Genomic DNA, 25,812 nt, shown 5'->3' with positions numbered 1-25,812 from the left:
CCGGGCTTACCAGAGTAATCCTTTCGAGAGGAGCGGATAAACGAAGTGATACACAATGTAAAATAGTAAGGCTACTGTCAAGCTTCCTAAGGCAGTTGTTTGATCGAATGCACCCGGTGCTTTGCGAATCGGGCGGCTAGTGCGCGTGTCTCGTTGAACGGTTTGTTTCATGGCGGGATGAGATTATAACTATAGTGCAAAATTGGGGCTTCGCTCGCTGCCAAAACAGCGCAGAAACCCGGAATTTTAACAATACGTATAACTACCTGATCCGTTTGTTGCTAAAAGGGTTGTAAGCTTCTAAACGGGAGGTAGAAATAAGACGCCATTTGTATTCTGCGGTAACGGAGTACTGAGAAATCTTGATGTTTTCTGAAGTTAATCCCAACGTAGCGCGTCAATAACATCAGAGGCTACCATTCCTATTGGTCCCCGCTGCTCGGCAACGCGGTCGCCAGCCAGCCCATGTGCGAAAACACCTAATACTGCAGCTTCAACAGAGTCGTAACCCTGTGCTACTAAGGCCGTCAATATGCCCGTCAATACATCGCCGGTGCCGCCGGTGCTCAGACCAGGATTGCCTGTTGAATTAAAATGAATATCGCCATCAGGCGTGGCTATGGCTGAATAAGCCCCTTTTAAAACAACTACGATTGTATATTTCTTAGCGAATTCACGTAGTATATCCAGTTTTTGATAGTCATTATCCCATTTCTGGGTAAGCCGTTCGAATTCTTTGGGATGTGGTGTCAGGATACTATTGGGTGGAAGCTGGTCCAGTAACTCGCGATTTTCAGATAGAAGATTTAACGCGTCGGCATCGACTACAATCGGTTTTTTCAGTGTTGGCAGCAATTTCTTCAGCATTGCCAGTGTTTCGGGCGCTTTGCCTATGCCGGGGCCGATTCCTATCGTTGTAAAGTCGGTCGGTGCTGGACTGCTTATCTCTGTAGCCCCCGTTAGCAGGGTTTGATGATCATCGGCGAGGCACATGGCTTCAGGTACAGCCGTTTGCAGAACCAGATACCCGCAACGGGGCACCTGAACCGTTAGCAGTCCTACCCCCGACCGCAGGCACGCCCGCGCCGACAAAACGGCCGCCCCAATTTTGCCGAAGCTCCCTGCGTATAACAACGCGTGGCCGAATGTACCCTTATTAGCGTACCGGTCGCGCTTGTGGAGCAATAACTTGGCTTCGCTAGGTTGGGTAAAATAATAGGCCGTTGGGGCCAGGTCGATATAGCGTTTGTGTAGTCGAATATCTACGATTTGCCAATTGCCAACGTAGCGCCCATTTTTGGGAAGCATGAAGGCCAGTTTGGGCAACTGAAATGTAACGGTGTAGTCTGGTTCAATAATAACGTCATTAGGTCCGTTGGGCTGATCCGTGTAGAGCCCACTCGCAATATCGACCGATACCACACTGGCTGGAGCGCGATTGATGGCCGCAATCGTCTCCTTAACAATGCCTTCGGTTGGGCGCGATAGGCCCGTTCCAAGAATGGCATCAATAACCACTTCATTATGGCGCAAAGCCGGAATATCCCGCGAAAATTCAATGTATTTGATATTCTCCGTAACGAGTTTAAGCCGACGGTGGTTGTGCATAAAATCGTCCGACTCCCGGGGAGCGTAGCGTACAACTTGAACCTCAACCGGATAGTCACGTTCCAGTAATAAGCGAGCAATAGAAAGTCCATCGCCCCCATTATTGCCTAAGCCACAGAAGACTTTAGTGGGTGTTGTAACTGGAAAATGATCGATAAACCAGTCAACGAAGGCAAGCGCTGCGCGCTCCATTAAATTGATGGGGGCAATGGGTTCGTGCAGGATAGTGGATTGATCAAGCGCGCGAATTTGGTCAACGTTTAGAATTTTCATGGAATCGGCGTCAGTTACGCAGCGTAATTTTACAAAACTATTTTCTGCAACCAAGAAATTTCCCTATCTTTGCGGCTCATTTCGCAAATAGTTATCTGGCGATTTATATACGGTCATGAGCGATTTAATAAAATTAGTGGAGGCAGACAACGCGCAGCGTCGCACCGAGTTGCCCACATTCCGGGCCGGTGATACGGTGAACGTACACGTTAAAATCCGCGAAGGAAATAAGGAACGCATTCAGATATTTACGGGTACGGTAATCCAACGCCGGAACCCAAGCAGCGGTGGTGAAACATTCACCGTTCGTAAAGTATCAAACGGCGTCGGCGTTGAGCGGATTTTCCCACTCCTGTCGCCGAACATCGACAAAGTTGAAGTCGTACGGCTGGGCAAAGTTCGCCGGGCCCGTTTATTCTACCTACGTGGTCGCCAAGGTAAGGCCGCTCGTGTTAAAGAGCGCAAGCCAAAGGCAGTAGTAGCAGCAGCTTAATTGTCTGCCTGCCAAAAAATCAAAAGCTACCTCGAGAGGTGGCTTTTTTTATTGAGTCGTAAGTCACTAGCCGTTGATCGTCAGCCTGACGAAAATGACTATTGACCAGCGACTTATGACTATCGACCCATGACTACATTGAACTTCTTTAAATACCAGGGTACCGGTAATGACTTCGTATTGATTGATGATCGAAACGAGACATTTCCGGCCTCAGATCAGGCACTCATTGAGCGTCTTTGCCACCGCCGGTTTGGTATCGGTGCTGATGGGCTGATTTTGCTCCAGAACGACCCCAACTACGACTTTCGGATGGTCTATTTCAATGCCGATGGGGCGGTAGGAAGTATGTGTGGCAACGGCGGACGGTGCATTGTCCGGTTTGCACATGATCTGGGTCTGATCGATCGGGAAACCCGTTTCCTGGCCGCAGATGGCGAACACATGGCTGTAGTTGGCGAAGAAACTATCTCCCTGAAAATGGGAGACGTAGCGTCTATTGATGATCGTGACGGATTAACGTTTCTCAATACAGGCTCACCACACGTTGTCAAATTTAGTGATGATCTGGAGTCGCTCGATGTCGTTGGTGAAGGCCGAACGATCCGGTATAGCGAACCGTTTCAACCCGGCGGTACGAATGTCAACTTTGTCCAGGTAATAGACGACCAAACGGTTTTTGTTAGAACCTATGAACGGGGTGTTGAGGATGAAACGTATTCCTGCGGCACGGGCGTAACTGCGGTGGCCTTAGTGGCTCATCGGCAGCTACGTATGTCCAGCCCCGTGAGTATTCAAACCATTGGGGGCAATCTGCGCGTTTCGTTCGAGCCGCAGCCGGGTGGACAGTTTCATACCATCTATTTAATTGGCCCGGCTCAACGTGTTTTCGCTGGAACAATAACCGTTTAACCCTGGATGTAGTTAAGAAAGTCAGGTTGTTTCTCACACGTCACATCACAGGGATTGAATGATTATTTACAAGAATAAAGGTATACTGCCATCTATCTGGCATTTTCATACTGGTCCCACAGCGAAAGCGTTGATCCGTCGATTAGCTGTTGTCGGTATTTACGTGTCGATCGTCACAGTCGCCGAAATGCATTACACTGATCTGAGATTGAAAGATACGCCGAATTCCTTTCTGGGAGCCATGGGTATTCTCTTAAGTCTCTTGCTGATTTTTCGGACAAATACGGCTTATGATCGATTTTATGAAGGGCGGCAGGCATGGGGCTCATTGGTCAATAACTGCCGAAATCTGGCTATTTATTTCAATGCCGTTTTGCCGGAGGGGGATGTTATTAGCCGACAGTTTTATGCGAAATCCATTTCTAATTTCCCGTTTGCGCTAAAAAATCATTTACGCGATATGCCCAAAATGGATGAACTGGATATTGTTGAAGAAGGGGAACGGCGCGACCTGAGTAATTTTGATCATAAACCAGCCGGTGTATCAAATCAGCTCTGGGTGAAAACGGAGATACTGTACCGGGAAGGGCATATTTCAGAATCGCAGCATATTAACCTAAATCAGTATCTGACGGCCCTGATGGATGTCTGTGGTATTTGCGAACGTATTAAAAGTACGCCGATTCCATTTTCATATATGCTGTTTATCAAGCTCTTCATTATGCTCTACGTAGCCCTGCTGCCGTTCACAATTATCGCGGCTTTTGGCTACCTGACGGTTCCGGCAGTATTCCTGACGTCCTATGTCCTGGTGGGGCTGGAAATGATTGGCGAGGAGATTGAAGAACCGTTTGGACTGGAACGTAATGATTTGCCGTTAAACCAGCTGAGTCAATTGATTCGCGTAAACGTTCATGACATCTTGCAGATAAACCTGCCCCATGTCGAGAAGCAGGCCGCAAGGCCAGGATTTACCGTCGTAACGTAGTTAATCTTCGGCTTCAATGATACCACCGTGCAAATGGTAAATAATTTTGCCTTGAAACTCAGGCTGACGTAGCAAGTCTTTGGCTGCTACCCGGCTGCGAACGCCATTTGTGCAAATCACAATCAACGTAGTGTAGGGAAGAAGTTCCGCTTTTCGGGCACGTATATCGGGCAACGGAATGTTGAGCCCACCAATGTTAAATTCATCAAATTCCCATTCGTCACGCACATCAACAACGGCCGTATTGGCTTGATCGCGGAGATCGTTGAGTGCTGAAAGGGTAATATCGGTATAAGCCTGAGTGATCATAGAAATTCCTAACAACCTTTTTCCTCTGCCTGTTCAAGCAGAAGGATTCTCTGTCATCGTGCTGTAATCTCCAGAATTTCAATTTCATCTGTTTGTGGTTTGTTCACCCAGCCACAAAGCAACGTAACTTTTGCTCCTGTTTCTGCAAATCGAACGGTTACGGCTCTTTCCCAAGAGTTGTTTGTGGCCGGAATCGTTACCAATGCCTTTTGTAAAATAGGCAATGTCAATGCAGTTGGCTTGTAATAAGTGCTGTTTCTGGTCGAATCCTGATTGCCGAGCCGGACATACGATTCACATCCATCAACGAATAAAGAGTTGTCCGAAATAAAAGCATCCTCAGTACGCTTAGGACCCAGACTAAGGTTTGATTTAGTTTGGCAACTCAGTAAAGTGGTTATAATCAATAATAAAAAATAGCGCATAGTTGTATTTTTTTGTAAAGACCCTTAACCATACAGTATCGTTGGGACAAGAAACCGGTAAAGTAAGCAATCTGTCAATCTGTCAGCCAGCCCGTTACTGGAACAGGATTTGAAGACCGTTGCTCGTATCCAATAAACCATTTAACAACGTACTATGGAAGCCGTACAGAACGAAAAAGGGCAGATTTCAATCCATACCGAGAATATCTTCCCGATTATCAAGAAATTCCTGTATTCCGACCACGAAATTTTCCTGCGTGAATTAGTCTCTAATGCCGTTGATGCTACGCAAAAGCTGCGTCAACTGGCCTCTTTCGGTGAATTTGGCGGTGAACTGGGTGATCTGAAAGTGACAGTTTCGCTCGATGAAGAAGCGAAAACCATTACCATCAGTGACAACGGTATCGGTATGACCGCCGATGAAATCAAAAAATATATTAACCAGATTGCGTTCTCTGGTGCCACAGATTTTCTGGAAAAATATAAAGACAAAACGGATGATAAGGGACAGATTATCGGTCATTTCGGCTTAGGCTTTTATTCGGCGTTTATGGTTGCCGAAAAAGTTGAAATTGTTACGAAATCTTACCGTGAAGGTACCGAATCCGTACGCTGGGTGTGTGATGGTTCCACTGAGTTTGAACTAACCCCTGCCGAGCGTGCTGAGCGCGGATCAGATATTATTCTGCATATCGCACCGGACTCCGAAGAGTTTCTGAGCAAAGGCCGGTTGCGGGGCATCCTGGATAAATACGCCCGTTTCCTGCCGGTGCCAGTTGAATTCGATGGTCAGGTAATTAACAATACGACACCCATCTGGACAAAATCACCGTCTGAACTGACGGATGAGGATTACAAAACATTTTATCGTGAGTTGTATCCAATGGGGGAGGAGCCTCTCTTCTGGATTCATTTGAACGTAGATTATCCGTTTAATCTGACGGGTATATTGTATTTCCCACGTATTAAAAACGAACTCCGATTTCAGCGGGAGAAAATTCAACTCTATAGCCGTCAGGTATTTATCACGGATGAAGTGAAGGACGTAGTGCCCGACTTCCTGATGATGCTGCATGGGGTAATCGACTCGCCTGATATTCCGCTGAACGTATCGCGGAGCTTCCTGCAAGCCGATTCCAACGTTAAGAAAATCAACGGTTACATTACCCGTAAAGTCGCCGACAAGCTCAATGAGCTATTCAATGCTGATCGGAAAGGGTTCGAAGAGAAGTTTGATGACATCGGATTGTTTATCAAATACGGTATCCTGAGCGACGATAAATTTTGGGAGAAAGCGAAAAATTTCGTCCTGCTCAAAAATACGGAGGGCCAGTTTGCTACACTCGATGAATATCGGGAGAAAGTTCAGGCGAATCAGACCGACAAAGATGAAAAGCTGGTGATGCTCTACACCACCGACCGAAAACAGCAGGATGCTTATATCGAATCAGCCACTCGTCGGGGATACGATGTTTTGTTGCTGGACAATGTTATTGACGCTCACTTCATCAATGCGCTGGAGCAAAAGCTTGACAAAGTAACGTTCCAACGGGTCGATGCCGATACCCTCGACAAATTGATCGACAAGGGGCTAAATAATGAAAGCGTCCTGTCGGAGGCTGACCAGACAAAGCTGAAAGAAGTATTCGAACAAGTATTAGATAGTAAACTCCTCAATGTGAGTGTAGTAGCGCAACCTACTGATGAGCTTCCTGTCACGATTACTTTACCTGAGTTTATGCGTCGGATGAAAGATATGTCGGCGCTGTCGGGTGAACAATCGTTCTACGGCAATTTCCCCGTTAGCTATAACGTAGTGGTCAATGCCAACCACCCACTGATTGGTAAAATACTTGCCGAAGCGGATACGGATGCCAAAAAATCTCTGGTAAAACAAGTGTACGATCTGGCTCTGCTTTCGCAAAACATGCTTACCGGTGCAGACCTGACGGCTTTTGTGAAACGTACCGTAGCGAATTTGTAAGCTAGGGACGTAGCTGCTAAAGCTTATACAAAACCCGGATGAACTGCTCAGACAGGTAGCTCATCCGGGTTTTTTCTTTTTATAAAATAATAAGTGTGCCTTCCTTTTCGGCTTGGTCTGGAGTTGGACGGATAATAAAATGATACACGCCCGGATTAATGTGCTTGCCGAGGTAAGAGCCATCCTAAAGTTTTTCATACGGCGATTCCCGAAAAATCAATTCGCCCCAACGGTCGTAAATACGGATGATACACTGCGGAAACGCGTCGATACCAGTGAACATCAAGTGTCATTCACGCCATCGTCATTTGGACTGCAGGCCGTTGGTATAAATAAACTGGGTATCGGCATTGGTAGCGCGAAACGCTAGCGAGAGTGGCTTATTTACGCAAATGTATTCGGCGTTTGGAGTCAGGAAAACAGGCGATGAATTTCTAAATGGCGTTCCATTTTTGATCAGGGGCGGAAAAGAGAGGTAATATATCATGCCCGATGATTCGGGATTTCTGATATTCACTACAGTGCTATTCTAACAGCATTTCTCCCAAACTACGTAGTAATCTGCCACGTAATGATGTGTGAAACCAGGTATGAGCTAGACCTGTACGGAAAATAAATGGTTGTAATCGCCGTAAACTACTACATGCGTCCGTTGCTACTGCGGGGAATCTGGCTGATTGAGTTACCGCCCTGTTTGGAAGGTCGCGTAAACCAGACTTTCCGACGGGCTATCAATCGTCCAATAATAAAGAGCATCACAAGTCCAATGATGACAATAGCAATCAGCGGTAAAAAGATGGTGAAAAGCGATAGACCAAACGAGGCTATGTTCTCGCCTGTGGCTACCACCGGATTGGCTATACCGCCCGTCGTCATGGTGGAACCCATTCGTAGTAAACTAGTACCTGCCTGCACAATCCCCGCCGAACCGCCACCCAGGATCAAACCCAGTCCCCACTGTAGCACGGGCGTGTCGATGTGAAAAAATGACGTACTAACCAACGTGCCGGCCATAATGGAGGCTGGTGTAGCAAGGGTATCCAGAAAATTGTCGAGCCAGGGAATATAATAGGAGCCGATCTCGAAGATGGTTGCAACCGAAAGGCCAATCAGCGCGGGCCATTCGCTAAGCCACTCAAAGCCAGCCATAGTACCAACAAAGCCAAGTTTAGTGGCTACACTGGCGATGAGCAACGGTACAAACACACGAAACCCGCAGCACGCGGCTAAGCCGACGCCTATGCAGGCACTCATAATCCATTCGAGAGACATAGCTTTGCTTTTAAACCCTAACCCATTTTAGGCCAGTAGGGTTTAGCCAAAAAACTGTGAATTGAAATTCATCAGAAAGGCTTCGTCTGTTGCGCGGGTCAACGCCGTATAAAGCCAGCGTATGAATTCCTGATTCACCTGTCCGTCGGGTAGAAAGCCCTGATCCACGAATACCGCGCTCCACTGTCCGCCCTGCGCCTTATGACAGGTAAGCGCGTAGGCAAATTTCACCTGTAACGCGTTCAGATAAGGATCTCGACGAACGGCTTCGGAACGTTCTTTCTTGCTTTTGATGTAAAAATAATCCTTCATCACGCTCTCATACAAGGCTTTATACTGATCGGCGGTTAGCGATGGCACCGGTGTATGCAACGTATCGAGCATGATTTTAGCGTCGAAATCGGGTTGTTCCTCGTAATCGATCAAACGCAACGTAACGGTTGCAAATCGAAACCCGTGCATCTCCTCTTTATTACGGATTTTCTGGACTTCAGCAAATTCACCATTCGCCAGAAAACCAGCCGGGGAGTCTTCGTCAAGTATCGTGTAATTATTCCGGGCAATCATCAGCATATCACCCGTGTCGAGTTCTTCCTCGCACTGATCGATCATCCGCCGGACGAACTGGTTATATTGGACTGCCGTTTTGTTCGAGCGACAGATAATAGCGGTGTTCTCGCGCCCATATTTGTCGTAGGCGTAGCGAATGCCATCTTCCAGTTTTGTCAGCGGCATTTTATAAATATCGCTGAACGAGTGGACGTTCAGCCGGATGTCGGGTGCGTCGGCAGCGGAAATGGTTGAGTTATCATTGACCAGCGCATCGAAGCCAACGAGTTTTGGCGCACTGTCGCCGAGCAGCATCCGCAAACCAGTTGCGTTATAGAGAATGCCGGACTCTTCATCCTGCCGCATTACTTCGGTCAGCTCCTGCTCATACACGGTCATGTCGAAGGCGCTGGCGAGAAATCCCCGATCCAGTGCCGGGCTCAATTCGCGGCCAACGGGGGGGAGCTGAGCCGTATCGCCCACCAGTAAGAGTTTGTTGCCAGGGTTCTCAAAAACGTAGTCAATGAGATCGGTGAGTAAACCTTTGCCCCCAAAATCCGCTTCATCGGAGATCATGGAAGCCTCATCGACAATAAACAAGGTGTCTTCGTGGTAATTTTTCTGCCGCTGAAAGGCCAGCGTTCCCGAACCGGGATCAGCTACCTGACGATAAATTTTTCGGTGAATTGTCTGCGCAGGTTTTTTGGCGTAATTGGTCATAACCTTGGCCGCCCGACCAGTAGGTGCCAGCAATACCGACTTATACCCAAAGCGGGGGAGCACTTTAATGAGCGTTCCGACCAGCGTAGTTTTACCGGTACCGGCATATCCACGTAGCAAAAAGCAATCGCGGTAATGTTCAATTTCCTGGGGGGTGATGAACGCGCCTATTTGTTCGAAAAACTGTTCCTGACCGGGTGTAGGCTTAAAAGGGAAGCGTTTGGCCAGCAAACTGGCGGCCGTCTGGGTTTCGTTCATGCATCTAAATTACAAAAAAAGCAGCAAAGAAAAAAGAGCAAAACTTAACTGTATCAACAGGGATTTATACTATATTTTCTTTCTTTCTCTACTTTCTCTTTCCTTCCTGCTCCTTTTTCCCTATTTTCACCCACCACTTAATTCTTTCAGCCCCATGAACATACGTCAAATACTCCAGGGAAAATCTATTAATGCGCTGTACAGCGTTTCGTCCGATCAAACTGTACTGGATGGGCTCCAAGTCATGGCTGATAAGAATATTGGGGCCTTGTTGGTTGTCGATAAAGGTGTGCTGACCGGGATTTTTTCTGAACGCGACTATGCCCGGAAAGTAATCCTGAAAGGTCGCCATTCGGACGATACCCAGATTGCTGATGTCATGACGGCGAACGTAATTACGATCGGGCCGGAACAAACGCTGGAAGACTGTATGGTTATTATGTCGGATCGTCATATTCGTCATTTGCCCGTTATGGATCGGGGCGAACTGATTGGTATCATTTCCATTAATGACGTTGTGACCGCTATTATCCGGGATCAGAAAGTACGCATCGATTCTCTCGAAAGCTATATTTCAGGCAGCCCGTATTGATTCAATGATGAATTATAAATGATGAATGATTTGCGGAAGTACTCGGTCTCTTGTGCCGCAATCATTCATCATTTATAATTCATTATTAAAAACTTACCTTTGCGTCTTTCTATCATTTTTAATATCGTGACGCAGGTAGCAGATGTAGACAAGCCCCGCGAAGAGGTGCTGAAATTATATGGAAATCGGCTTCGGCTTCGGGTTTGCGGCCTGTATCGCGAAGATGACCGTCTGTTGATGGTCAGACACCGGGGCATTGGTCCAACGAATACGTTCTGGTGTCCGCCGGGTGGTGGGGCGCAGTTTGGTGAAACAGCGCCCGATGCGCTGATTCGGGAATTTATGGAAGAAACAGGGCTGGAGGTTGAAATCGGGCCACTATTGTTCGTGAACGAATTTATGCAACCACCCCTCCATGCCATGGAACTGTTTTTCACTGTACGGGCAACGGGTGGTTCACTACGGCAGGGCATCGATCCTGAAATGAGTCTTGATGGGCAGATTATTGAAGATGTCCGTCTGATGAGTTTCGAGGAAGTTAAGCAGTATCCACCCGAAGAAGTACATGCCTTATTCCGATATTGTCAGTCGCTTGACGATGTGTTTCAGCTACGAGGGTACTTGGGTTAAACATGATTACAGCTAACTTAGCGACAACCCACTTTTTATACGATCAGATCTCCTTTATTACCTTTACCATTTGTATCCCAAAGCTTTGCAAACCGCTGTGACCCTCGCGCCCACCGTAACGATACGCTCCAACTCGTTCGACCCTGCCCATACTGAAAAATCGGTGCTGTGCCTGGAAGTTGGACGAGATCGCCTTCGGTTGCTGGTGCAGGATGCGGGTGGACGGGCATTGTGTCTTGAGGATTATGCGTTCCCATCCCTACTGACCGAGCGGCCGTTAACAAGTGTGCTGCCCGATGTTTTCCGCAATCATGCGGTGCTGGCTGCCGGACCCTGGCAGGAAATACGTATCGGGGTTAATTCGCCCTCGTTTACGCTGGTGCCCAAACCGCTTTTCCGGAAAGAATATGCGGGTAGTTATCTGGCTTTCATGCGGGGAAGTTCACTACCTGCTCACGAATTTGCGCAGACACACGATCATGAGGCTGAGGGTTTTCTGTCGGTTTTTAATGTAGAGCACCAACTCGTAGATTATTTTTCGGAAGTATATCCGCTTCAGCCGTTAAGGTACGTCCATCAGATTAGTGCCCTGCTTCAGGCTACCGCCGATCTGGATCGCCACACACTGACGCCTGATTCAGTTTATCTCTATTTTGAAGATGAGTATGTTACGATCATATTCCGCAAAGCGCACAAACTACAGTACTGCAATCGATTCGGGTATAAAAATGTGCAGGACCTGGTTTACTACGTCTTGTATGCACTGGACGAGCAGCAACTGAGTGTCGACACCGTACACATTGCCCTCTACGGAGAGATTACTCCGTTTGCTGAAGCCTTTACGGAATTAAAGCGGTTTCTTCCACATCTTTCCTTTGGCCGTGCGCCCGCCGGTCTAGCGCTGGCCGCTGACTTTAACGACCTTCCCGATCATCGTTATTTAAGTTTGTACGGTCTCGGTTTAATGAGCGAATGAATTAGCGAATTAGTGATTGTGTGAGTAGGTTCGTCCCGAAATTTGCCAACTCACTCATTTATTCATTCCAGCGTATGAAGCGTATTGCCCTGTTTCCTGGTTCATTTGATCCGTTTACGAAAGGACACGAAGATATTGTCCTACGTGGCTTACGCTTATTTGACGAAGTTGTGATCGGAATTGGGCGTAATGCCCGAAAAGAGCGTTACTTCCCACTGGAGCAGATGATCAACTTAATTGAAGGGGCCTTTCTTCATTATCCTGCCGTACGGGTCATAAGCTACGAAGACCTCACGGCTAACGTAGCCCGGAAAATTGGCGCAACGTTTCTGCTACGTGGCCTGCGTAATACTACCGACTTTGAATATGAAAATGGGATTTCACAGGTTAACCGCTACGTATATGAAGACGTTGAAACGGTTTTCCTGATTACATCGCCCAATCTGGCGCCTATCAGTTCGAGTATTATCCGCGACCTTCACCGGTATGGACAGCCTGTCGATACGTTTCTTCCCTATGCCTTAACCAGTGCGGCTGTGAATCCTGTTCCGTCGCCTACTGACTCACCAGCTGATTAACGGCGTCAATGACGTATCGGATTGAACTGAACGAGTTTGTGAGGGCGAGTTTCGTCTCTTTTCGGTCTAACCAGGCTAGCTTCTCAATGTCTTCTTCGGCTTGAGGAGCCATACGGCTATCATCCAGCACCGTCATCCGATACCATTTGGTACGTTTCAGGATACGGTTTCCGTTGAGGTTGTAGGTATGCCAGGTGGTGCAGATGCGTTCGCCCAGGGTTGCCCGGACGCCGGTTTCCTCCTGTACCTCGCGAACAGCAGCTTTTCGCGACGATTCGCCATCGTCTAATTTCCCCTTTGGTAGATCCCAAACACCCCGCCGGAACATAAGCAGCATTTTGTTGCCTTTAATGACGACGCCACCTGCAGCTTTAATAATTTTGAATGGTTTTTTGATGGCTTCTTCGCAGGCATCCTTATCAAGACACCCTAACGTAACCGATAGCAGCGGCTTGGCATTGGTTTTCTGAAGTAAGGCAAGCAGTTTTCCAACGGTAGATGGTGTAGCGTTGAGTACCAGCAAGTGACCCTGTAAAGCATCTTCTTTTAGTGCTTCCAAACGAGCATCGACAATATGATCATAGTCGATATATGCCTGACGATTGGCCGGAATACGACCTATTGGGGCAATTAATTGAGAAGCAGCTTTAGGGCCAACGAGCTTTATGGGGCGGTCGTTAATGAAGACAATCATCGGGACAAGAGTGTTTCGAAGCGTAAAAGTAGCAAAACTGACGTTCTGCGCACGACCGAACCTATTAGAAACAAGTTCAGTTTCTTTATTTTTGCACCAGGCCAATCATATCCCTTTGTGGAACTTCTTATAATAGTACTACTGACACTGTTGAACGGGGTGTTCTCTATGTCAGAAATCGCTTTAGTTTCATCCCGTAAATCCAAGTTAGAATCAGCCGCCAAGAATGGGGACCGCCAGGCACAGGCTGCGCTGGATCTATCTAATTCGCCCAATCGATTTCTGTCAACCGTACAGATCGGCATTACGCTGATCGGTATTTTGCTCGGTATTTTTTCCGGCGATACGTTAACGACCGATGTCCAGAACTTTGTTGCTCAAATTGAACTGATACGTCCTTACGCGCATACGGTTGCCGTAGTGATTGTGCTGCTGTTTCTTACCTATTTCTCGCTTGTGTTTGGTGAACTGGTTCCCAAGCGCATTGGTCTTTCAAACCCCGAGGGCATTGCCAAAACAATGGCTGCGCCCATGAATGTGCTTTCTAAACTGACCTCTCCCTTTATTGCTTTACTCACAATTTCAAGTGATTTATTGCTTAAAGTCCTGAATGTTAAGCCTAACGAAAGTGCGGTGACGGAAGAAGAGATTAAAAGCTTAATTCAGGAAGGAACGTCGGGCGGGGCCATTGAGGAAATTGAACAGGAGATTGTTCAGAACGTATTCCAGCTAGGCGACCGTAAAATTACATCGCTCATGACCAACCGACAGGAAATCGTTTACCTTGATTTAGAGGACGATCTCGCCGAAAATAAAGCGCGGATTCTGGAGCATAAACACTCTGTTTATCCGCTCTGTAATGGGGGTGTCGATGAAGTTGTGGGCTTAATTTATACGAAAGATTTCTTGGGTAAAGACCTGGATACCGAGCTGGCCCGCCTGAACGGCATGAAGCGTGACGTGCTTTTCATTCCTGAAAACAACAAAGCGTATCAGGTACTTGAGCGTTTCCGGGAGCGTCGGCAATACGTTGGCGTCATTGTTGACGAGTATGGTGGCGTGCTGGGCGTGATTACGCTTAATGATATTCTGGACGTACTGGTAGGCGACATCAACGATGATATCCATTCCGATTATGAAATTCGGGAGCGTGAAGACGGCAGCTTTTTAATTGATGCCCAATTGCCGTTCGAGGACTTTTTATCGTATTTCTCGATTAATATTACAGCGCAAGCCCGACGCGACCTGACTGGTTTTGATACGTTGGGAGGTTTCGCGCTCCATATCCTAAAAGACATCCCTCAAACGGGCGAAACGTTTGTCTGGCATACGTATCGTTTTGAGATTATGGACATGGATAAAAGCCGAATTGACAAGATTCTGGTGAAGAAGTTCGCTGAAGAATAAATCGCTACGTATCATCCGTAAACCATAAAGTAAAAACGCCCGGCTCTGTGCCGGGCGTTTTGCATTGTACCTGATCTATCAACTAAAATGTCCTTAAATTATAGGATGCGAAATCATGGAAATCGGGGATTTCCGGGCGGTACAAAAGTTGGGAACTTTACAGCAGTAATTCATCCACATCGTAGACTTTTCCGCTCACTGTGTAAGGCCGGAAGAAGGACCGGCTTTGCTAAGTGAGCCTCTGTACGTCTATAAGTATATTATCACCATGCTGATTTACAGAAAGTTGACTTTTAGTACTTTATTTATCAGATTACAATCGATTTGTCATTGCCAGCCACACCCATGCGAATTCTTGTAGCGGACGATCATCGGATTTTGCTGGATGGCATTGCTATGCTGCTGTCGAGTATAGATGGAGTTGAGGTCGTATCGAAACACACTAATGGTCGACAGGTGTTAACGGCACTGGAAATTGAACCGGACATAACGCTCGTCGTTTCTGATGTGCAGATGCCCGTTATGGGAGGGATTGAACTGACGCTTCAACTCCGTGAGCGGTTTCCCCACGTAAAAATTTGCTTACTGACAGTGGCTGACCAACCCGAAGCGATCAAAGAGGCCATTCGTGCCGGAGCTGACGGGTATGTACTGAAAAATGCCGAACGCAGCGAATTGGAAACTGCTTTGAGTATGATTGCTAAAGGGAATAAGTTTTACAGCGAACAAGTGCTAATGCAACTGGCGAATGAAGCGGGCATCGAGCTAATACCTGATGCCGGGAAGCCTCAGAAAATAGCCATTACGCAACGGGAACTGGACGTACTGAAACTGATTGCTCAAGAGTACTCAGGAACGCAGATTGCTGAGCGATTATTCATTAGCCCTACCACCGTTGAAACGCACCGTAAACACCTGATGCAGAAATTGGGTGTTCAAACGACGATCGGCTTAGTGAAGTATGCTATCAAATTTCAGATTATTTAACCAAATCATTTTATTTTTAATCAATGCTCAAACAATGGAGACCCAATCCCCCTCTGATGATGCTAAATCGAAATTATCAACTGCCGAGGAATCTCCTGGTAGACAGGCGCTTGTAGCTGAAGAAGATACAGATGTATATATTTTATTACAAGGTCCTGCACACATTATAATAGAGGGAGATACCGTTCAGGTTGCCTTTCTGGATGAATCAGGAAAACGTAAACCACCAATAAACCTACTTCCCATCATTGAGGAAAATACTAAAGTAATAAAACCCTTGTTTTTGGATTTGATTATCGAGTGTGATAAGGCCAAATATGAAAACGGAGAGTTGACAGGTTTCTTCCCTACTACCTATAATGAGATTACTAAAACACCAGTAAACATGCCGAACATGACGTCAACGGGCCCGCCAACGGGTAGTGGATCAGGGACCAACTAACCGGTTCGGTTACTAACCTATTACTGAAGAGCTTACATCCCCATTGACATGAACCGTTTCAATGGGGATTTTTATGACCATACGAGTACCTTTTTCTGCTGGCATCATAATGTCAAATGTTCCACCAAGGGAGTCCAGGCGAGTCTGAATATTTTGAAGGCCAATGCCCTGTGCACCACGGTTTAAGCTCATACCCACGCCATCGTCTGTAACGGATAGGTTGACACCTATGTCGGTCCGGAAAATACGTATGCCGACAGTAGTAGCTTTCGCGTGTTTGATGACGTTGTTAATTAATTCCAGTATAATGCTGTACACATTGAATTCGATTTCTATCGGCAATCGTTCCTGTAGGCTAGTTACTGTGAGTGAAAACACCAAAGCTGAATTCTGATTCAGTCGGTTTATCAGTGTAGCCAACGTAGCCGCCAGCCCTTCCCGCTCAAGTTCGGCGGGTAGAATATTATGCGAAATATTTCGTACTTCCGCATAAGCGTTTTGAATGAGAAGTTTTACATTTCGATAGACGGATTGCTCTGGCTCCGACAGGTTCTGCGGATTAATCGATTGGATGCTCATGTTCACCGCGCTGAGCAAACTGCTCAAATTATCATGAAGCTCAAGAGCCACACGCTTACGCTCAATCGTTTGACCTTTAAAAAGAGCGGCTTTTATTCTCTCATTTGTTTGAATCAGTTCTTTATTTGCATTAAGAAGTTCTTCCGTACGCTCCTGTACTCTTGTTTCCAGGGTTTTATTAATATTGGTAAGCTGCTTCCTGGCGCTTTCGAGTAAGGCTCTCTGCTGGTCAATTTTCCGGTTCTTGGCTTGTAGTCGTCTGTTGTTCCAAACGAGTAAAGCTGTGATGAGCAATATCACTATCATACCGATAAATAGCCCATTCCGCGTCTGCGCCAATTGCTGATTCCGATTTTTCTCAGCCAGTCGTTTCACTCGCTCATTTTGCAACGCGTTTGTTTTCTGTACATTGTCATACTGAGCCTGTAACATTTCAATACGTTGTTGAGTCTTCTCTTTCGACAAACTGTCCCTTAGTATGACAAAGTCTTCGTAGGCTTTCAGGGCTTTGGCTGGTTCATTAAGCTGCTTAAAAATAGTATAAAGCTTTTCGTCGGCTTCCGCGACTATGCTACTATTTTTTAAATGGATGGCTGTTTGTCTAGCCCAATTACAATACTTTAAAGCCTTTGACCATTTTTTCTGCTGGATGTACACATCAGCGATATGAAGCAAAATACTTTCTTCTAAATCGGCACTACCTATTTTGCGGGCTAGAACTAATGCGCTTTGGTAATAGTCGAGTGGTTTAGTTCTATTGCCCATTTCCATGTAGTCCCATCCGATCGTATGTAAGCCCTGGGCTTCATACCACAACACATGATGACGTCTTGACAACTCATACATCTCCTGATTAACTTTCAGTGCATTTGTGAATTTACTTTGGCCCCGATACATAGCCCCCAGTACATTCAGAATTGTTGCGTGAACATACGCATCATACGTATCCGGGTGTTGTTTAAGAACCGTTAATCCCTGTTGAGAAAGTTTTTCTGCCTTCGCATAGTCTTTAAGGCTGGTATAGGCATGGGCCAACCACCCAAGTGATGCCGCCACGCGGGTATACTGTCTCAATTTTTCAGCGAGTGGAAGAGCCTTGTAGTGATACAGTATACTTTGAGAATAATCACCCCGTACCTGAAAGAGATAACCCGCAAACTGATAGGCATAAATGAGTTCTTTCTGGAGTTTCGGATTGCTACATAGTTCAATTATCAGCGTATTATAGTGAGATGAAGAATCGATGTTCACATCAGCATAATCTCTCATAATAGCCTTCAGAATTTTGAATTGCAACGTGTCCTTGCTATATCCATTTGGTTGCTTATCCAGTATTCTTAGCTCCCGTTTCAGGCTATCGATCCGACTTGTCTGAGAAAAACCTATCTGCGCTAATAAGCATAAAAAGAGTAGCAGTTTTTTCATGGGCGTGCGGATTTTAGACAAACTTACGTAGTCTAATTTTATTTCCCAACGGCGAATATCCTTAAATTACAGGATGCAAAATAGTCATAATCAGGGATTTGCAAATAATCCAGGTCTATAGACCTTTGACATGTGTAAGCAACTGCTTATCGAATTGTAACACGATTCTATTTCTATCCACACCACCTTAATAATGCTCTAATATTGAAGATATAAGTTACTTATTGTTACCACCTAGCAATTATGACTAATCTATTATGAACAATTAACCTTCTTTGTTTCATGAATCAGTTTACTGCCACTCTTCCTCAAAACACAATCCCATTAAATCAGCGCGAACGCCAATTTCTTCAGTTGGCATGTTCCGAATTGACATACGCACAAATTGCCGATCGCATGTGCGTCAGCCCGCGTACGGTGGATGGCTATCGAGAAAATCTTTTTATACGTCTTAATCTAAAAAGTCGGGTTGTCCTGGCTCTATGGGCGGTAAAAGTAGGTATAGTCACCTTGTGAGTTTTGTCAGAGTCAGCTTGCCAATGAACGGCTGTGCAGACTTTTTCAAACAGCTGAGCCACCGTATCAGTTATAGGTGAAATCAAACGCATCGATAACTATGCGATATTTCAGCCCTGATTCCAGCGAATTGACCAGCAGCGGTTCCAATCGTCGGTCCGCCGGTGCGGTGCCAACCGGTATGGAAAACGATCCGAATGCCGATGAGGAAGTAATCAACCAAGAGGCTGGAGAGCAATATCCTGAATCCGTCAGGAAAGAGGAACATCCATCCGAAGATACCCCGGCTAAATTAGCTCCCGACAATTTAGCTGATTCGATTGCTTATGCCCTTGATGGCACTGGCCCCGGCCCGATGAATGAGAAACCCAATGTTTCCGGTCACGATGTGATTACAGAAGGTACATCTGGAGCCGGACCCGAAGAAGAGGAACGAATTTTCGGTAAGTAAACGGGTTTACACCATTTCCTTATACTGCATTCGGTAGAGGTTGGCGTAAAAGCCCTCCTGTTGGAGCAATTCTTCATGATTGCCTTGCTCAACGATACGTCCTTTGTCAACGACGATGATGTTGTTGGCTTTTTGAATCGTTGATAAGCGGTGGGCAATCACGACGGCGGTACGTCCCTTCATGAGCTTGCTGATGGCATCCTGAATCATTTCCTCGGTTTCTGTATCGACCGATGAGGTCGCTTCATCGAGGACAATAATCTTAGGGTTCTGTACCATCGCTCGTACGAACGAAATCAACTGCCGTTGTCCAACCGAAAGCGTTGAACCACGTTCCATTACGTTGTACTCATAGCCACCCGGCAATCGCTCAATGAAGTCGTGAACACCAACCAGTCTGGCCGCTTCCACGATTGTCTCCCGGCTAATGCTCTTGTCGCCCAGGGTAATGTTGTTCTCGATGGTGTCTGAAAAGAGAAAAACGTCTTGCAGAACAACACCAATATTTCGGCGAAGATGGCCGAGTTCATACTCGTGAACATCGATCCCATCAATCTCAATTTCACCTTTGTTAATATCGTAGAACCGGCTTAACAGGTTAATGATGGACGATTTGCCCGCGCCGGTTGCCCCTACGAAGGCAACGGTTTCGCCTGCTTTCGCTTTGAAGGAAATGTCGCGAAGTACCCAGTCTTCGTTGTTATAAGCGAACCAAACGTTCTTAAATTCAACTTCTCCTTTGATCGCCGTTGGTGCGAACGTGCCGTTGTTAACCGTAAATTCGTCACTATCCAGCAACTTCAGAATCCGGTCGGTGCTGACGATGCCCATCTGGAGCGTGTTGAACCGGTCAGCCAGCATCCGAATGGGGCGGAAAAACAGGTTGATGAACATAACAAACGCCGTGACAGTACCGAAGGTAACGTCGGAATTGACGATCTGCTTGGCACCGTACCAAACGACTAAACCAACGGCAACGGCAGAAATAATATCGGCAACGGGGTAATAGACCGAATAATACCAGATGGAACGGATGTTGGCCTGGCGATGCTCGTCATTTATAAGTCGGAACTTCTCGGCTTCAATTTTTTCGCTGCCAAATATCTGGACGATGTTCATGCCCGTGATATGCTCCTGCACAAACGAGTTCAGATTTGCTACCGCCGTGCGTACTTCATTGAACGATTTTTTGATCTTTTCCTTAAAAACATACGTACTGAACAGCATTAGCGGAATCGTGGACAGACTGATAGCGGCTAATCTCCAGTCGGTATAAAACATCACACCGATAATCAGGATCAATTGCAGGATGTCGCCCGCAATGGCGGCCATGCCTTCACTGAACACATCAGCCAGCGTTTCCACATCCGAAATGGAACGGGTCACCAGGCGGCCGATAGGTGTATTATCGAAAAATTTAAGCCGGAGATGAAGAATCTTTTGGTATAACTGTACCCGAATATCGCGGATAACGTACTGACCCAGCCATCCCGACAGATACGTATTGGAAAACTGCACAATCGCTTGTACCACCAGAACACCAATCATCACGATCAACATCTGTGTAAGCTGCTTATAATCGCCCTGCGCAATAACATTATCAATAGTATAGCGAATGAGCAAAGGGGCCAACGGCGCCAGACAGGCCGACAACAAAATGATGCCGATTAGGGAATAAAAGCGTGCCTGATAAGGCTTTACAAACGCATAGAGCCGTCGGAGGATGGCCAGATCGAAAATTCGGCCGCTTTTTTGTTCTTCGTTCACGGGGAAACTTAATAATGGCGAGTTCAGAAGTGTAACAGTGTTTTTAAGCCGAACGTTTCAGTTTTTGTCTTGTCGACGATAACATATAGCTTGCTCCAGGCTGCCTCTGCGGTGGGCCGTTTCCTGAACCAGCCAGACAACGTATTGAGTAAAAATGTCGCTCGTAGTCGCTTTCTTGCGTAATCACCTGCATAACCATCGCCATGAATCGCCGAGAGTTTGTCCAGAATACCGCCGTTGCCGGCCTTGCAACGCAGATTTTACCCTTTTCGATTTATGGGCGAAACGCGCCGAGTGAAAAGGTGATTATTGGCTTGATTGGCACGCAGTCGCGGGGAAGCTGGCTGGCGGGACTCTTCTCGAAATTGCCCGGTGCTGAAGTTGGTTATATCTGCGACGTGGAAGATGGTGCCATCGCCAACGGATTGAAGGCTGTGGAGAAAGCGGGGCAGAAGCGAAAACCAACGGTTATCAAAGATTTACGCAAACTGCTGGAACAGAAAGACCTTGATGCCGTGGCCATTGCCACGCCTGATCACTGGCATGCCCCTGCCGCTATTCTGGCATGCTCGGCTGGTAAGCATGTATACGTTGAAAAACCCTGTGGCCATAATCCGCAGGAAGGGGAATGGTTGCTGGAGGCTGCCCGGAAACACAAGCGGATTGTGCAGATGGGTAGCCAGCGCCGGTCGTGGCCGACGCTCCAGGAGGCACATAAGGCTATTCGGGATGGGGCGATTGGTAAGCCGTACTTTGCCCGAGCCTGGTATTATAACAACCGGAAATCCATTGGGAACGGCAAACCGATTGCCGTGCCTGCGACGCTGGACTGGAACCTGTGGCAAGGCCCAGCACCCCGAAAAGGCTATCAGGATAACGTAGTACCCTATAACTGGCACTGGTTCTGGAACTGGGGCACCGGTGAGGCCTGCAACAATGGCACCCACGAAATCGACTGCTGTCGCTGGTTGATGGGCCTGGATTTCCCAACAAAAATCACGTCTTCGGGTGGGCGGTATGCCTACACGACCGATGACTGGCAAACGCCCGATACGCAGGTGGCGTCGTTTGAATTTGGTAATAAAGCGACCATTACGTGGGAAGGATTGAGCTGTCAGGGATATGGTCCCGAAAAAAGCGGTCGAGGCTTTACGATCTATGGCGATAAAGGCGTTTTGTCAGCTCCCGAAAGTGGTCCTGCCTATCAAATCCTGGACTTAGGCGGCAAACTAATTAAAGATGTACAAAACGACGAACCGGCCAATGCCGCCACCAATACCATTAGCGCGGGCGGTGAACGCCTGGATGCCTACCATTTGACTAATTTTCTCGAAAGCGTTCGGGGAACGGCCAAACCTAATGCTGATATTGCCGAAGGACATAAATCAGTTCTGTTATGTCATTTAGCCAACATCTCCCAACGTACCGGTTCTATTCTGCATACAGACCCAACAAATGGCCACATCCTTCAGGACAAAGAAGCGATGAAGTTGTGGAGCCGGGAATACGAAAAAGGTTGGAAACCCGTCGTGTAAGATGAGCATGAAACGACGGACATTTGCCCGGTTAGTTGCTGCACTACCGGTTACTTTACAGGCTAATTCTGCATTCAGCCTGGATGCTCATCCGACTATACGTAGTGAAGCCGCGAATGATGACCGGGCATACTGGTTACAAACGCTACTGAAAGTGGCCGATCCCGTTTTGAAGGCACTGGCACAGAATAAGTTAAAAACCACCATGCCCATTGAGTGCGCTCCTGGCCAACAGGCGAGCCGTCTGGCGGTGTCGCATCTGGAAGCGCTGGGCCGGACGCTGGCGGGACTGGCTCCGTGGCTGGAATTAAACGCCGACGATAATGTAGAGGAAGATCTCTTACGACAGCGTTATCTGGATTTATCCCGACAGGCAATTGCCAATGGTGTTAATCCGCAATCGCCCGATTATCTGAACTTTACGAAAGGTGGGCAGCCGTTGGTGGATGCCGCTTTTCTGGCGCATGGCCTTGTCCGTTCGCCGAAGCTATGGCATGCTTTGAGCACAGCCGAACAGGCTAGCGTAGTGAAAGCGTTACAGTCGAGCCGGGTCATTAAACCGGGCTATAGTAACTGGCTGCTTTTCACGGCGATGGTCGAAGCGGCTTTGTTGAAATATACCGGCTCTGCTGATGAAGTACGAATGGATTATGCCATTAAACAGCATCAGGCCTGGTACAAAGGTGATGGCGCGTATGGCGACGGATCTGATTTTCATTGGGATTATTACAACAGCTACGTTATCCAGCCCATGCTGCTGGACGTAGTAAAAACGCTTACAGAAGCTGGTAAAGCTGAAAAAGGTTTATATGAAGGCTTGCTGACGCGAGCCCAGCGGTACGCCATCGTGCAGGAGCGCCTTATTAACCCTGATGGCTCATTTGCAGCTTTTGGCCGGTCACTGGCGTATCGTTGCGGGGCGTTTCAGTTGCTGGCACAGATTGCTTTGCAGGGAAATTTACCACCAGAATTATCACCTGGGCAGGTGCGATCGGCATTAACGGCCGTGATTCGTCGGACAATGGACGTACCGGCTACGTTTGATGCAAAAGGCTGGCTCCAGATTGGTCTTTGTGGCCACCAGCCTGCCATTGGCGAAACGTACATTTCAACGGGTAGCCTGTACTTATGTTCAGTTGCTTTTTTGCCGTTGGGCTTACCCGTGTCGGACCCGTTCTGGTCGGCTCCCGCAGCCGATTGGACGGCTAAAAAAATATGGTCGGGGCAGAATGTGTCAACCGACCACGCAATTAAGGGGTAGTCAAAACAAAGCCGGGCAATCCAAATGAATCGCCCGGCTTTGTTTTGACTACTGTGGTTCTGTTACGATACGGTTCCGCCATTCCAGACAGCATCGCCGGGGGCAATAAGCGCCAGTTTGCCGTCGCGGTCTTCGGCCATCAAAATCATACCCTGCGACTCGAACCCCATCATTTTGCGGGGAGCAAGGTTCGCCAGGAAAGTCACCTGCTTGCCGATGATTTCTTCCGGAGCGAAATGTTTGGCGATACCACTCAGAATCTGCCGCCCCCCCACCCCATCATCTACTTTCAGTTTTAGCAGTTTATCACTTTTCGGAACACGTTCGGCTTCGGTAATGGTACCGATACGGATGTCCATTTTGGCAAAATCATCGTACGTAATTTCACTACGTAGTTCTGGTACAGTCTTGACCTCTAATTCATTCATTCGTTTGGCATTCAGTAATTTCTGAATCTGTTTATTGATTTCGTCGTCTTCAATTTTGGCAAACATCAGGTCTTCCGGCCCGGCTGGGGCTTTTCCTAACGCGTGGCCTTCAACCAGCAGATCAGCCCGGCCCGCATTGGTCCAATTGAAATGATCGGTAATATTGAGTTGAGTTCGCAGTTTCTCGGCGGTGAACGGTAAAAATGGTTCACAAACAATGCTCAGGTTTGCCGTAATCTGTAACGCAATATTCAGGATAGTGTGCGCTCGCTGCGGATCGGTTTTAATGGCTTTCCACGGCTCCGTTTCGGCCAGGTATTTATTACCCAGACGAGCCAGATCCATCAAACTTACCAGCGCTTCCCGGAATTTGTAATTGCCAATGGATTGCCCAATGCGATCCGGAAACTGCGCCAGTTCGTCCAGCACCTGTTGATCGTAGGCCGTGAGTTCGCCGAGCAATGGTACGTGTCCGTCGGCCATTTTATGCGTTAACACAACCGCCCGGTTAATGAAATTGCCCAGAATTCCCACCAATTCGGAGTTATTTCGGGCCTGAAAATCTTTCCAGGTAAATTCACTGTCTTTCGTTTCGGGCGCGTTGGCCGCCAGCACGTACCGTAGCACGTCCTGCTTACCGGGCAACTCGTCCAGATATTCGTGCAGCCAGACCGCCCAGTTGCGCGACGTACTGATTTTGTCGCCTTCCAGGTTCATAAATTCATTGGCTGGTACGTTATCGGCCAGAATGAAACTGCCTTCGGCCATCAGCATCGCCGGGAAGATGATGCAGTGGAAAACGATGTTGTCCTTGCCAATGAAATGCACCAGTTTGGTGTGCTCATCGCGCCAGTACAATTCCCAATCACGCCCTTGTTCGGCGGCCCATTCTTTGGTCATGGAGATATAACCAATGGGCGCGTCGAACCAGACGTACAGCACTTTGCCTTCAGCATTTGGCAAGGGAACCTTGATGCCCCAGTCAAGGTCGCGGGTCATGGCGCGCGGACGTAGCCCTTCTTTCAGCCACGATTGGCACTGCCCGAATACGTTCGTTTTCCACTCGGGATGGCTGTTAACGTAGTTCTCGATTTCGGGCTGCATCCGATCCAGCGGCAGGAACCAGTTCTTGGTCGAGCGCATAACCGGCTTGGAGCCTGATAGTGTCGAATGCGGCTCAATCAGTTCGGTAGGGCTGAGGGCCGTGCCACAGCGCTCACATTGATCGCCATAGGCGTTGGGGTTTCCACAAACGGGACAGGTGCCCACAATGTAGCGATCAGCCAGAAACTGCCCGGCGACCTCATCGTAATATTGTTCCGTTACCTCCTCAATGAAATCGCCTTTTTCGTAGAGTTTCGTAAAAAATTCCTGCGACGTTTCGTGGTGAATCTGGTTTGAGGTACGCGAATAAATATCGAACGAGATGCCGAAGTCGCTGAACGCCTGTTTAATCTGACCGTAGTATTTATCAACAACTTCCTTGGGCGTGATGCCTTCTTTCTTGGCTTTAATCGTGATCGGGACGCCGTGTTCATCGGTGCCGCTGATGAACGCGACATCCTTGCCAGTTGAACGGAGGTAGCGTACGTAGATATCAGCGGGCAGGTAGCAACCAGCAATATGGCCGATGTGAATCGGTCCATTAGCGTAGATCAGTGCCGCCGTGACGGTATAGCGTTGTGGGTTTTCGAGGGACATTTCAGTAGTCGTTAGTCGTCAGGTGACAGTCAATAGGTATAAACGCTACCGA

At 47.5% G+C, this 25,812-nt stretch carries 26 protein-coding genes; 16 read left to right on the top strand and 10 right to left on the bottom strand.

Annotation, left to right across the window (positions count from 1 at the left end; all coding sequences use genetic code 11):
• Window positions 1-6: 6 nt before the first annotated feature.
• Window positions 7-171, bottom strand: coding sequence for a hypothetical protein (locus BM202_RS37095; protein WP_177236503.1), 165 nt, complete (start codon window positions 169-171; stop codon window positions 7-9).
• 207 nt (window positions 172-378) lie between these two features.
• A complete protein-coding gene (locus BM202_RS04870) occupies window positions 379-1,881 on the bottom strand; it encodes an NAD(P)H-hydrate dehydratase (RefSeq protein ID WP_093823456.1) in 1,503 nt (500 codons plus the stop codon).
• Between the two features lie 115 nt (window positions 1,882-1,996).
• Between BM202_RS04870 and rplS the strand changes: the two genes are divergently transcribed.
• From rplS to BM202_RS04855, 3 genes are all read left to right on the top strand, one after another.
• On the top strand, window positions 1,997-2,374 hold the full coding sequence (gene rplS / locus BM202_RS04865; RefSeq protein ID WP_093823455.1) for a 50S ribosomal protein L19: 378 nt from the start codon (window positions 1,997-1,999) through the stop codon (window positions 2,372-2,374).
• Between the two features lie 138 nt (window positions 2,375-2,512).
• Entirely contained in the window at window positions 2,513-3,286 is a 774-nt protein-coding gene (gene dapF, locus BM202_RS04860) for a diaminopimelate epimerase (RefSeq protein ID WP_093823682.1), read from the top strand.
• A gap of 58 nt (window positions 3,287-3,344) precedes the next feature.
• On the top strand, window positions 3,345-4,274 hold the full coding sequence (locus tag BM202_RS04855) for a bestrophin family protein (protein ID WP_093823454.1): 930 nt from the start codon (window positions 3,345-3,347) through the stop codon (window positions 4,272-4,274).
• On the opposite strand, the gene BM202_RS04850 is transcribed toward BM202_RS04855, so the two are convergent.
• Window positions 4,275-4,583 carry a rhodanese-like domain-containing protein gene (locus BM202_RS04850; RefSeq protein ID WP_093823453.1) on the bottom strand — a complete coding sequence of 103 codons (309 nt, stop codon included), beginning with the start codon at window positions 4,581-4,583 and terminating at the stop codon, window positions 4,275-4,277.
• Window positions 4,584-4,636: 53 nt separating this feature from the next.
• Complete coding sequence (locus tag BM202_RS04845) at window positions 4,637-5,008, bottom strand: hypothetical protein (RefSeq protein WP_093823451.1); 372 nt, start codon at window positions 5,006-5,008, stop codon at window positions 4,637-4,639.
• Window positions 5,009-5,162: 154 nt separating this feature from the next.
• Between BM202_RS04845 and htpG the strand changes: the two genes are divergently transcribed.
• A complete protein-coding gene (htpG, locus tag BM202_RS04840) occupies window positions 5,163-6,992 on the top strand; it encodes a molecular chaperone HtpG (protein WP_093823449.1) in 1,830 nt (609 codons plus the stop codon).
• A gap of 139 nt (window positions 6,993-7,131) precedes the next feature.
• Window positions 7,132-7,362, top strand: a complete 231-nt coding sequence (locus tag BM202_RS04835; RefSeq protein ID WP_093823447.1) for a hypothetical protein — start codon at window positions 7,132-7,134, stop codon at window positions 7,360-7,362.
• A gap of 269 nt (window positions 7,363-7,631) precedes the next feature.
• Here BM202_RS04835 and BM202_RS04830 read toward each other — a convergent pair whose 3' ends face one another.
• Entirely contained in the window at window positions 7,632-8,264 is a 633-nt protein-coding gene (locus tag BM202_RS04830) for a DUF4126 domain-containing protein (protein ID WP_093823445.1), read from the bottom strand.
• Window positions 8,265-8,306: 42 nt separating this feature from the next.
• Window positions 8,307-9,791, bottom strand: a complete 1,485-nt coding sequence (locus BM202_RS04825; RefSeq protein ID WP_093823442.1) for an ATP-dependent DNA helicase — start codon at window positions 9,789-9,791, stop codon at window positions 8,307-8,309.
• A 154-nt stretch (window positions 9,792-9,945) separates the two neighbouring features.
• Between BM202_RS04825 and BM202_RS04820 the strand changes: the two genes are divergently transcribed.
• The 4 genes from BM202_RS04820 to coaD all read left to right on the top strand — a co-directional run bounded on the left by BM202_RS04820 (window position 9,946) and on the right by coaD (window position 12,567).
• Complete coding sequence (locus BM202_RS04820) at window positions 9,946-10,383, top strand: CBS domain-containing protein (protein ID WP_093823439.1); 438 nt, start codon at window positions 9,946-9,948, stop codon at window positions 10,381-10,383.
• 126 nt (window positions 10,384-10,509) lie between these two features.
• The gene (locus BM202_RS04815; RefSeq protein ID WP_093823437.1) at window positions 10,510-11,013 is read left to right on the top strand and encodes an NUDIX domain-containing protein; all 504 of its coding nucleotides are present in this window, start codon (window positions 10,510-10,512) and stop codon (window positions 11,011-11,013) included.
• A gap of 85 nt (window positions 11,014-11,098) precedes the next feature.
• Complete coding sequence (locus tag BM202_RS04810; protein WP_245776520.1) at window positions 11,099-11,989, top strand: DUF3822 family protein; 891 nt, start codon at window positions 11,099-11,101, stop codon at window positions 11,987-11,989.
• Between the two features lie 74 nt (window positions 11,990-12,063).
• The gene (coaD, locus tag BM202_RS04805; RefSeq protein WP_093823435.1) at window positions 12,064-12,567 is read left to right on the top strand and encodes a pantetheine-phosphate adenylyltransferase; all 504 of its coding nucleotides are present in this window, start codon (window positions 12,064-12,066) and stop codon (window positions 12,565-12,567) included.
• On the opposite strand, the gene BM202_RS04800 is transcribed toward coaD, so the two are convergent.
• Complete coding sequence (locus BM202_RS04800; protein ID WP_093823433.1) at window positions 12,545-13,261, bottom strand: NUDIX hydrolase; 717 nt, start codon at window positions 13,259-13,261, stop codon at window positions 12,545-12,547. The two genes, coaD and BM202_RS04800, sit on opposite strands and share 23 nt — an antisense overlap.
• Window positions 13,262-13,378: 117 nt before the next feature.
• Between BM202_RS04800 and BM202_RS04795 the strand changes: the two genes are divergently transcribed.
• The 3 genes from BM202_RS04795 to BM202_RS04785 all read left to right on the top strand — a co-directional run bounded on the left by BM202_RS04795 (window position 13,379) and on the right by BM202_RS04785 (window position 16,097).
• The gene (locus tag BM202_RS04795; RefSeq protein ID WP_093823431.1) at window positions 13,379-14,668 is read left to right on the top strand and encodes a hemolysin family protein; all 1,290 of its coding nucleotides are present in this window, start codon (window positions 13,379-13,381) and stop codon (window positions 14,666-14,668) included.
• A 345-nt stretch (window positions 14,669-15,013) separates the two neighbouring features.
• Window positions 15,014-15,655: a response regulator gene (locus BM202_RS04790; protein ID WP_093823429.1), complete on the top strand. Its 642-nt coding sequence runs from the start codon at window positions 15,014-15,016 to the stop codon at window positions 15,653-15,655.
• 34 nt (window positions 15,656-15,689) lie between these two features.
• On the top strand, window positions 15,690-16,097 hold the full coding sequence (locus BM202_RS04785) for a hypothetical protein (protein ID WP_143100631.1): 408 nt from the start codon (window positions 15,690-15,692) through the stop codon (window positions 16,095-16,097).
• Window positions 16,098-16,109: 12 nt separating this feature from the next.
• Here BM202_RS04785 and BM202_RS04780 read toward each other — a convergent pair whose 3' ends face one another.
• Window positions 16,110-18,101 carry an ATP-binding protein gene (locus BM202_RS04780; protein ID WP_093823425.1) on the bottom strand — a complete coding sequence of 664 codons (1,992 nt, stop codon included), beginning with the start codon at window positions 18,099-18,101 and terminating at the stop codon, window positions 16,110-16,112.
• A 282-nt stretch (window positions 18,102-18,383) separates the two neighbouring features.
• Here BM202_RS04780 and BM202_RS04775 point away from each other — a divergent pair, with 282 nt between their 5' ends.
• Both BM202_RS04775 and BM202_RS04770 read left to right on the top strand, forming a co-directional pair.
• Complete coding sequence (locus BM202_RS04775) at window positions 18,384-18,617, top strand: response regulator transcription factor (protein ID WP_093823423.1); 234 nt, start codon at window positions 18,384-18,386, stop codon at window positions 18,615-18,617.
• Window positions 18,618-18,717: 100 nt separating this feature from the next.
• Complete coding sequence (locus BM202_RS04770; protein WP_093823421.1) at window positions 18,718-19,068, top strand: hypothetical protein; 351 nt, start codon at window positions 18,718-18,720, stop codon at window positions 19,066-19,068.
• 6 nt (window positions 19,069-19,074) lie between these two features.
• On the opposite strand, the gene BM202_RS04765 is transcribed toward BM202_RS04770, so the two are convergent.
• Entirely contained in the window at window positions 19,075-20,835 is a 1,761-nt protein-coding gene (locus BM202_RS04765) for an ABC transporter ATP-binding protein (RefSeq protein WP_093823419.1), read from the bottom strand.
• Window positions 20,836-21,038: 203 nt separating this feature from the next.
• Here BM202_RS04765 and BM202_RS04760 point away from each other — a divergent pair, with 203 nt between their 5' ends.
• Entirely contained in the window at window positions 21,039-22,370 is a 1,332-nt protein-coding gene (locus tag BM202_RS04760) for a Gfo/Idh/MocA family protein (RefSeq protein WP_093823417.1), read from the top strand.
• A gap of 7 nt (window positions 22,371-22,377) precedes the next feature.
• Window positions 22,378-23,631, top strand: a complete 1,254-nt coding sequence (locus tag BM202_RS04755; RefSeq protein ID WP_093823678.1) for a DUF2264 domain-containing protein — start codon at window positions 22,378-22,380, stop codon at window positions 23,629-23,631.
• 62 nt (window positions 23,632-23,693) lie between these two features.
• Here BM202_RS04755 and metG read toward each other — a convergent pair whose 3' ends face one another.
• Window positions 23,694-25,760, bottom strand: coding sequence for a methionine--tRNA ligase (gene metG / locus BM202_RS04750; protein WP_093823415.1), 2,067 nt, complete (start codon window positions 25,758-25,760; stop codon window positions 23,694-23,696).
• Window positions 25,761-25,812: the final 52 nt, after the last annotated feature.

This window comes from Spirosoma endophyticum, from assembly GCF_900112365.1.
GTDB lineage: Bacteria > Bacteroidota > Bacteroidia > Cytophagales > Spirosomataceae > Spirosoma > Spirosoma endophyticum.
The sequence above is the reverse complement of the archived record's forward strand: the minus strand, read 5'-3'. Positions and strand labels throughout refer to the sequence as shown.

Bases quoted from the DNA above. Each gene is read 5' to 3' on its own strand.
- BM202_RS37095 (WP_177236503.1), bottom strand. From the start codon at position 171: ATGAAACAAACCGTTCAACGAGACACGCGCACTAGCCGCCCGATTCGC.
- BM202_RS04870 (WP_093823456.1), bottom strand. From the start codon at position 1,881: ATGAAAATTCTAAACGTTGACCAAATTCGCGCGCTTGATCAATCCACT.
- rplS (WP_093823455.1), top strand. From the start codon at position 1,997: ATGAGCGATTTAATAAAATTAGTGGAGGCAGACAACGCGCAGCGTCGC.
- BM202_RS04855 (WP_093823454.1), top strand. From the start codon at position 3,345: ATGATTATTTACAAGAATAAAGGTATACTGCCATCTATCTGGCATTTT.
- BM202_RS04850 (WP_093823453.1), bottom strand. From the start codon at position 4,583: ATGATCACTCAGGCTTATACCGATATTACCCTTTCAGCACTCAACGAT.
- BM202_RS04845 (WP_093823451.1), bottom strand. From the start codon at position 5,008: ATGCGCTATTTTTTATTATTGATTATAACCACTTTACTGAGTTGCCAA.
- htpG (WP_093823449.1), top strand. From the start codon at position 5,163: ATGGAAGCCGTACAGAACGAAAAAGGGCAGATTTCAATCCATACCGAG.
- BM202_RS04835 (WP_093823447.1), top strand. From the start codon at position 7,132: ATGATACACGCCCGGATTAATGTGCTTGCCGAGGTAAGAGCCATCCTA.
- BM202_RS04830 (WP_093823445.1), bottom strand. From the start codon at position 8,264: ATGTCTCTCGAATGGATTATGAGTGCCTGCATAGGCGTCGGCTTAGCC.
- BM202_RS04825 (WP_093823442.1), bottom strand. From the start codon at position 9,791: ATGAACGAAACCCAGACGGCCGCCAGTTTGCTGGCCAAACGCTTCCCT.
- BM202_RS04820 (WP_093823439.1), top strand. From the start codon at position 9,946: ATGAACATACGTCAAATACTCCAGGGAAAATCTATTAATGCGCTGTAC.
- coaD (WP_093823435.1), top strand. From the start codon at position 12,064: ATGAAGCGTATTGCCCTGTTTCCTGGTTCATTTGATCCGTTTACGAAA.
- BM202_RS04800 (WP_093823433.1), bottom strand. From the start codon at position 13,261: ATGATTGTCTTCATTAACGACCGCCCCATAAAGCTCGTTGGCCCTAAA.
- BM202_RS04790 (WP_093823429.1), top strand. From the start codon at position 15,014: ATGCGAATTCTTGTAGCGGACGATCATCGGATTTTGCTGGATGGCATT.
- BM202_RS04785 (WP_143100631.1), top strand. From the start codon at position 15,690: ATGGAGACCCAATCCCCCTCTGATGATGCTAAATCGAAATTATCAACT.
- BM202_RS04780 (WP_093823425.1), bottom strand. From the start codon at position 18,101: ATGAAAAAACTGCTACTCTTTTTATGCTTATTAGCGCAGATAGGTTTT.
- BM202_RS04775 (WP_093823423.1), top strand. From the start codon at position 18,384: ATGAATCAGTTTACTGCCACTCTTCCTCAAAACACAATCCCATTAAAT.
- BM202_RS04770 (WP_093823421.1), top strand. From the start codon at position 18,718: ATGCGATATTTCAGCCCTGATTCCAGCGAATTGACCAGCAGCGGTTCC.
- BM202_RS04760 (WP_093823417.1), top strand. From the start codon at position 21,039: ATGAATCGCCGAGAGTTTGTCCAGAATACCGCCGTTGCCGGCCTTGCA.
- BM202_RS04755 (WP_093823678.1), top strand. From the start codon at position 22,378: ATGAAACGACGGACATTTGCCCGGTTAGTTGCTGCACTACCGGTTACT.
- metG (WP_093823415.1), bottom strand. From the start codon at position 25,760: ATGTCCCTCGAAAACCCACAACGCTATACCGTCACGGCGGCACTGATC.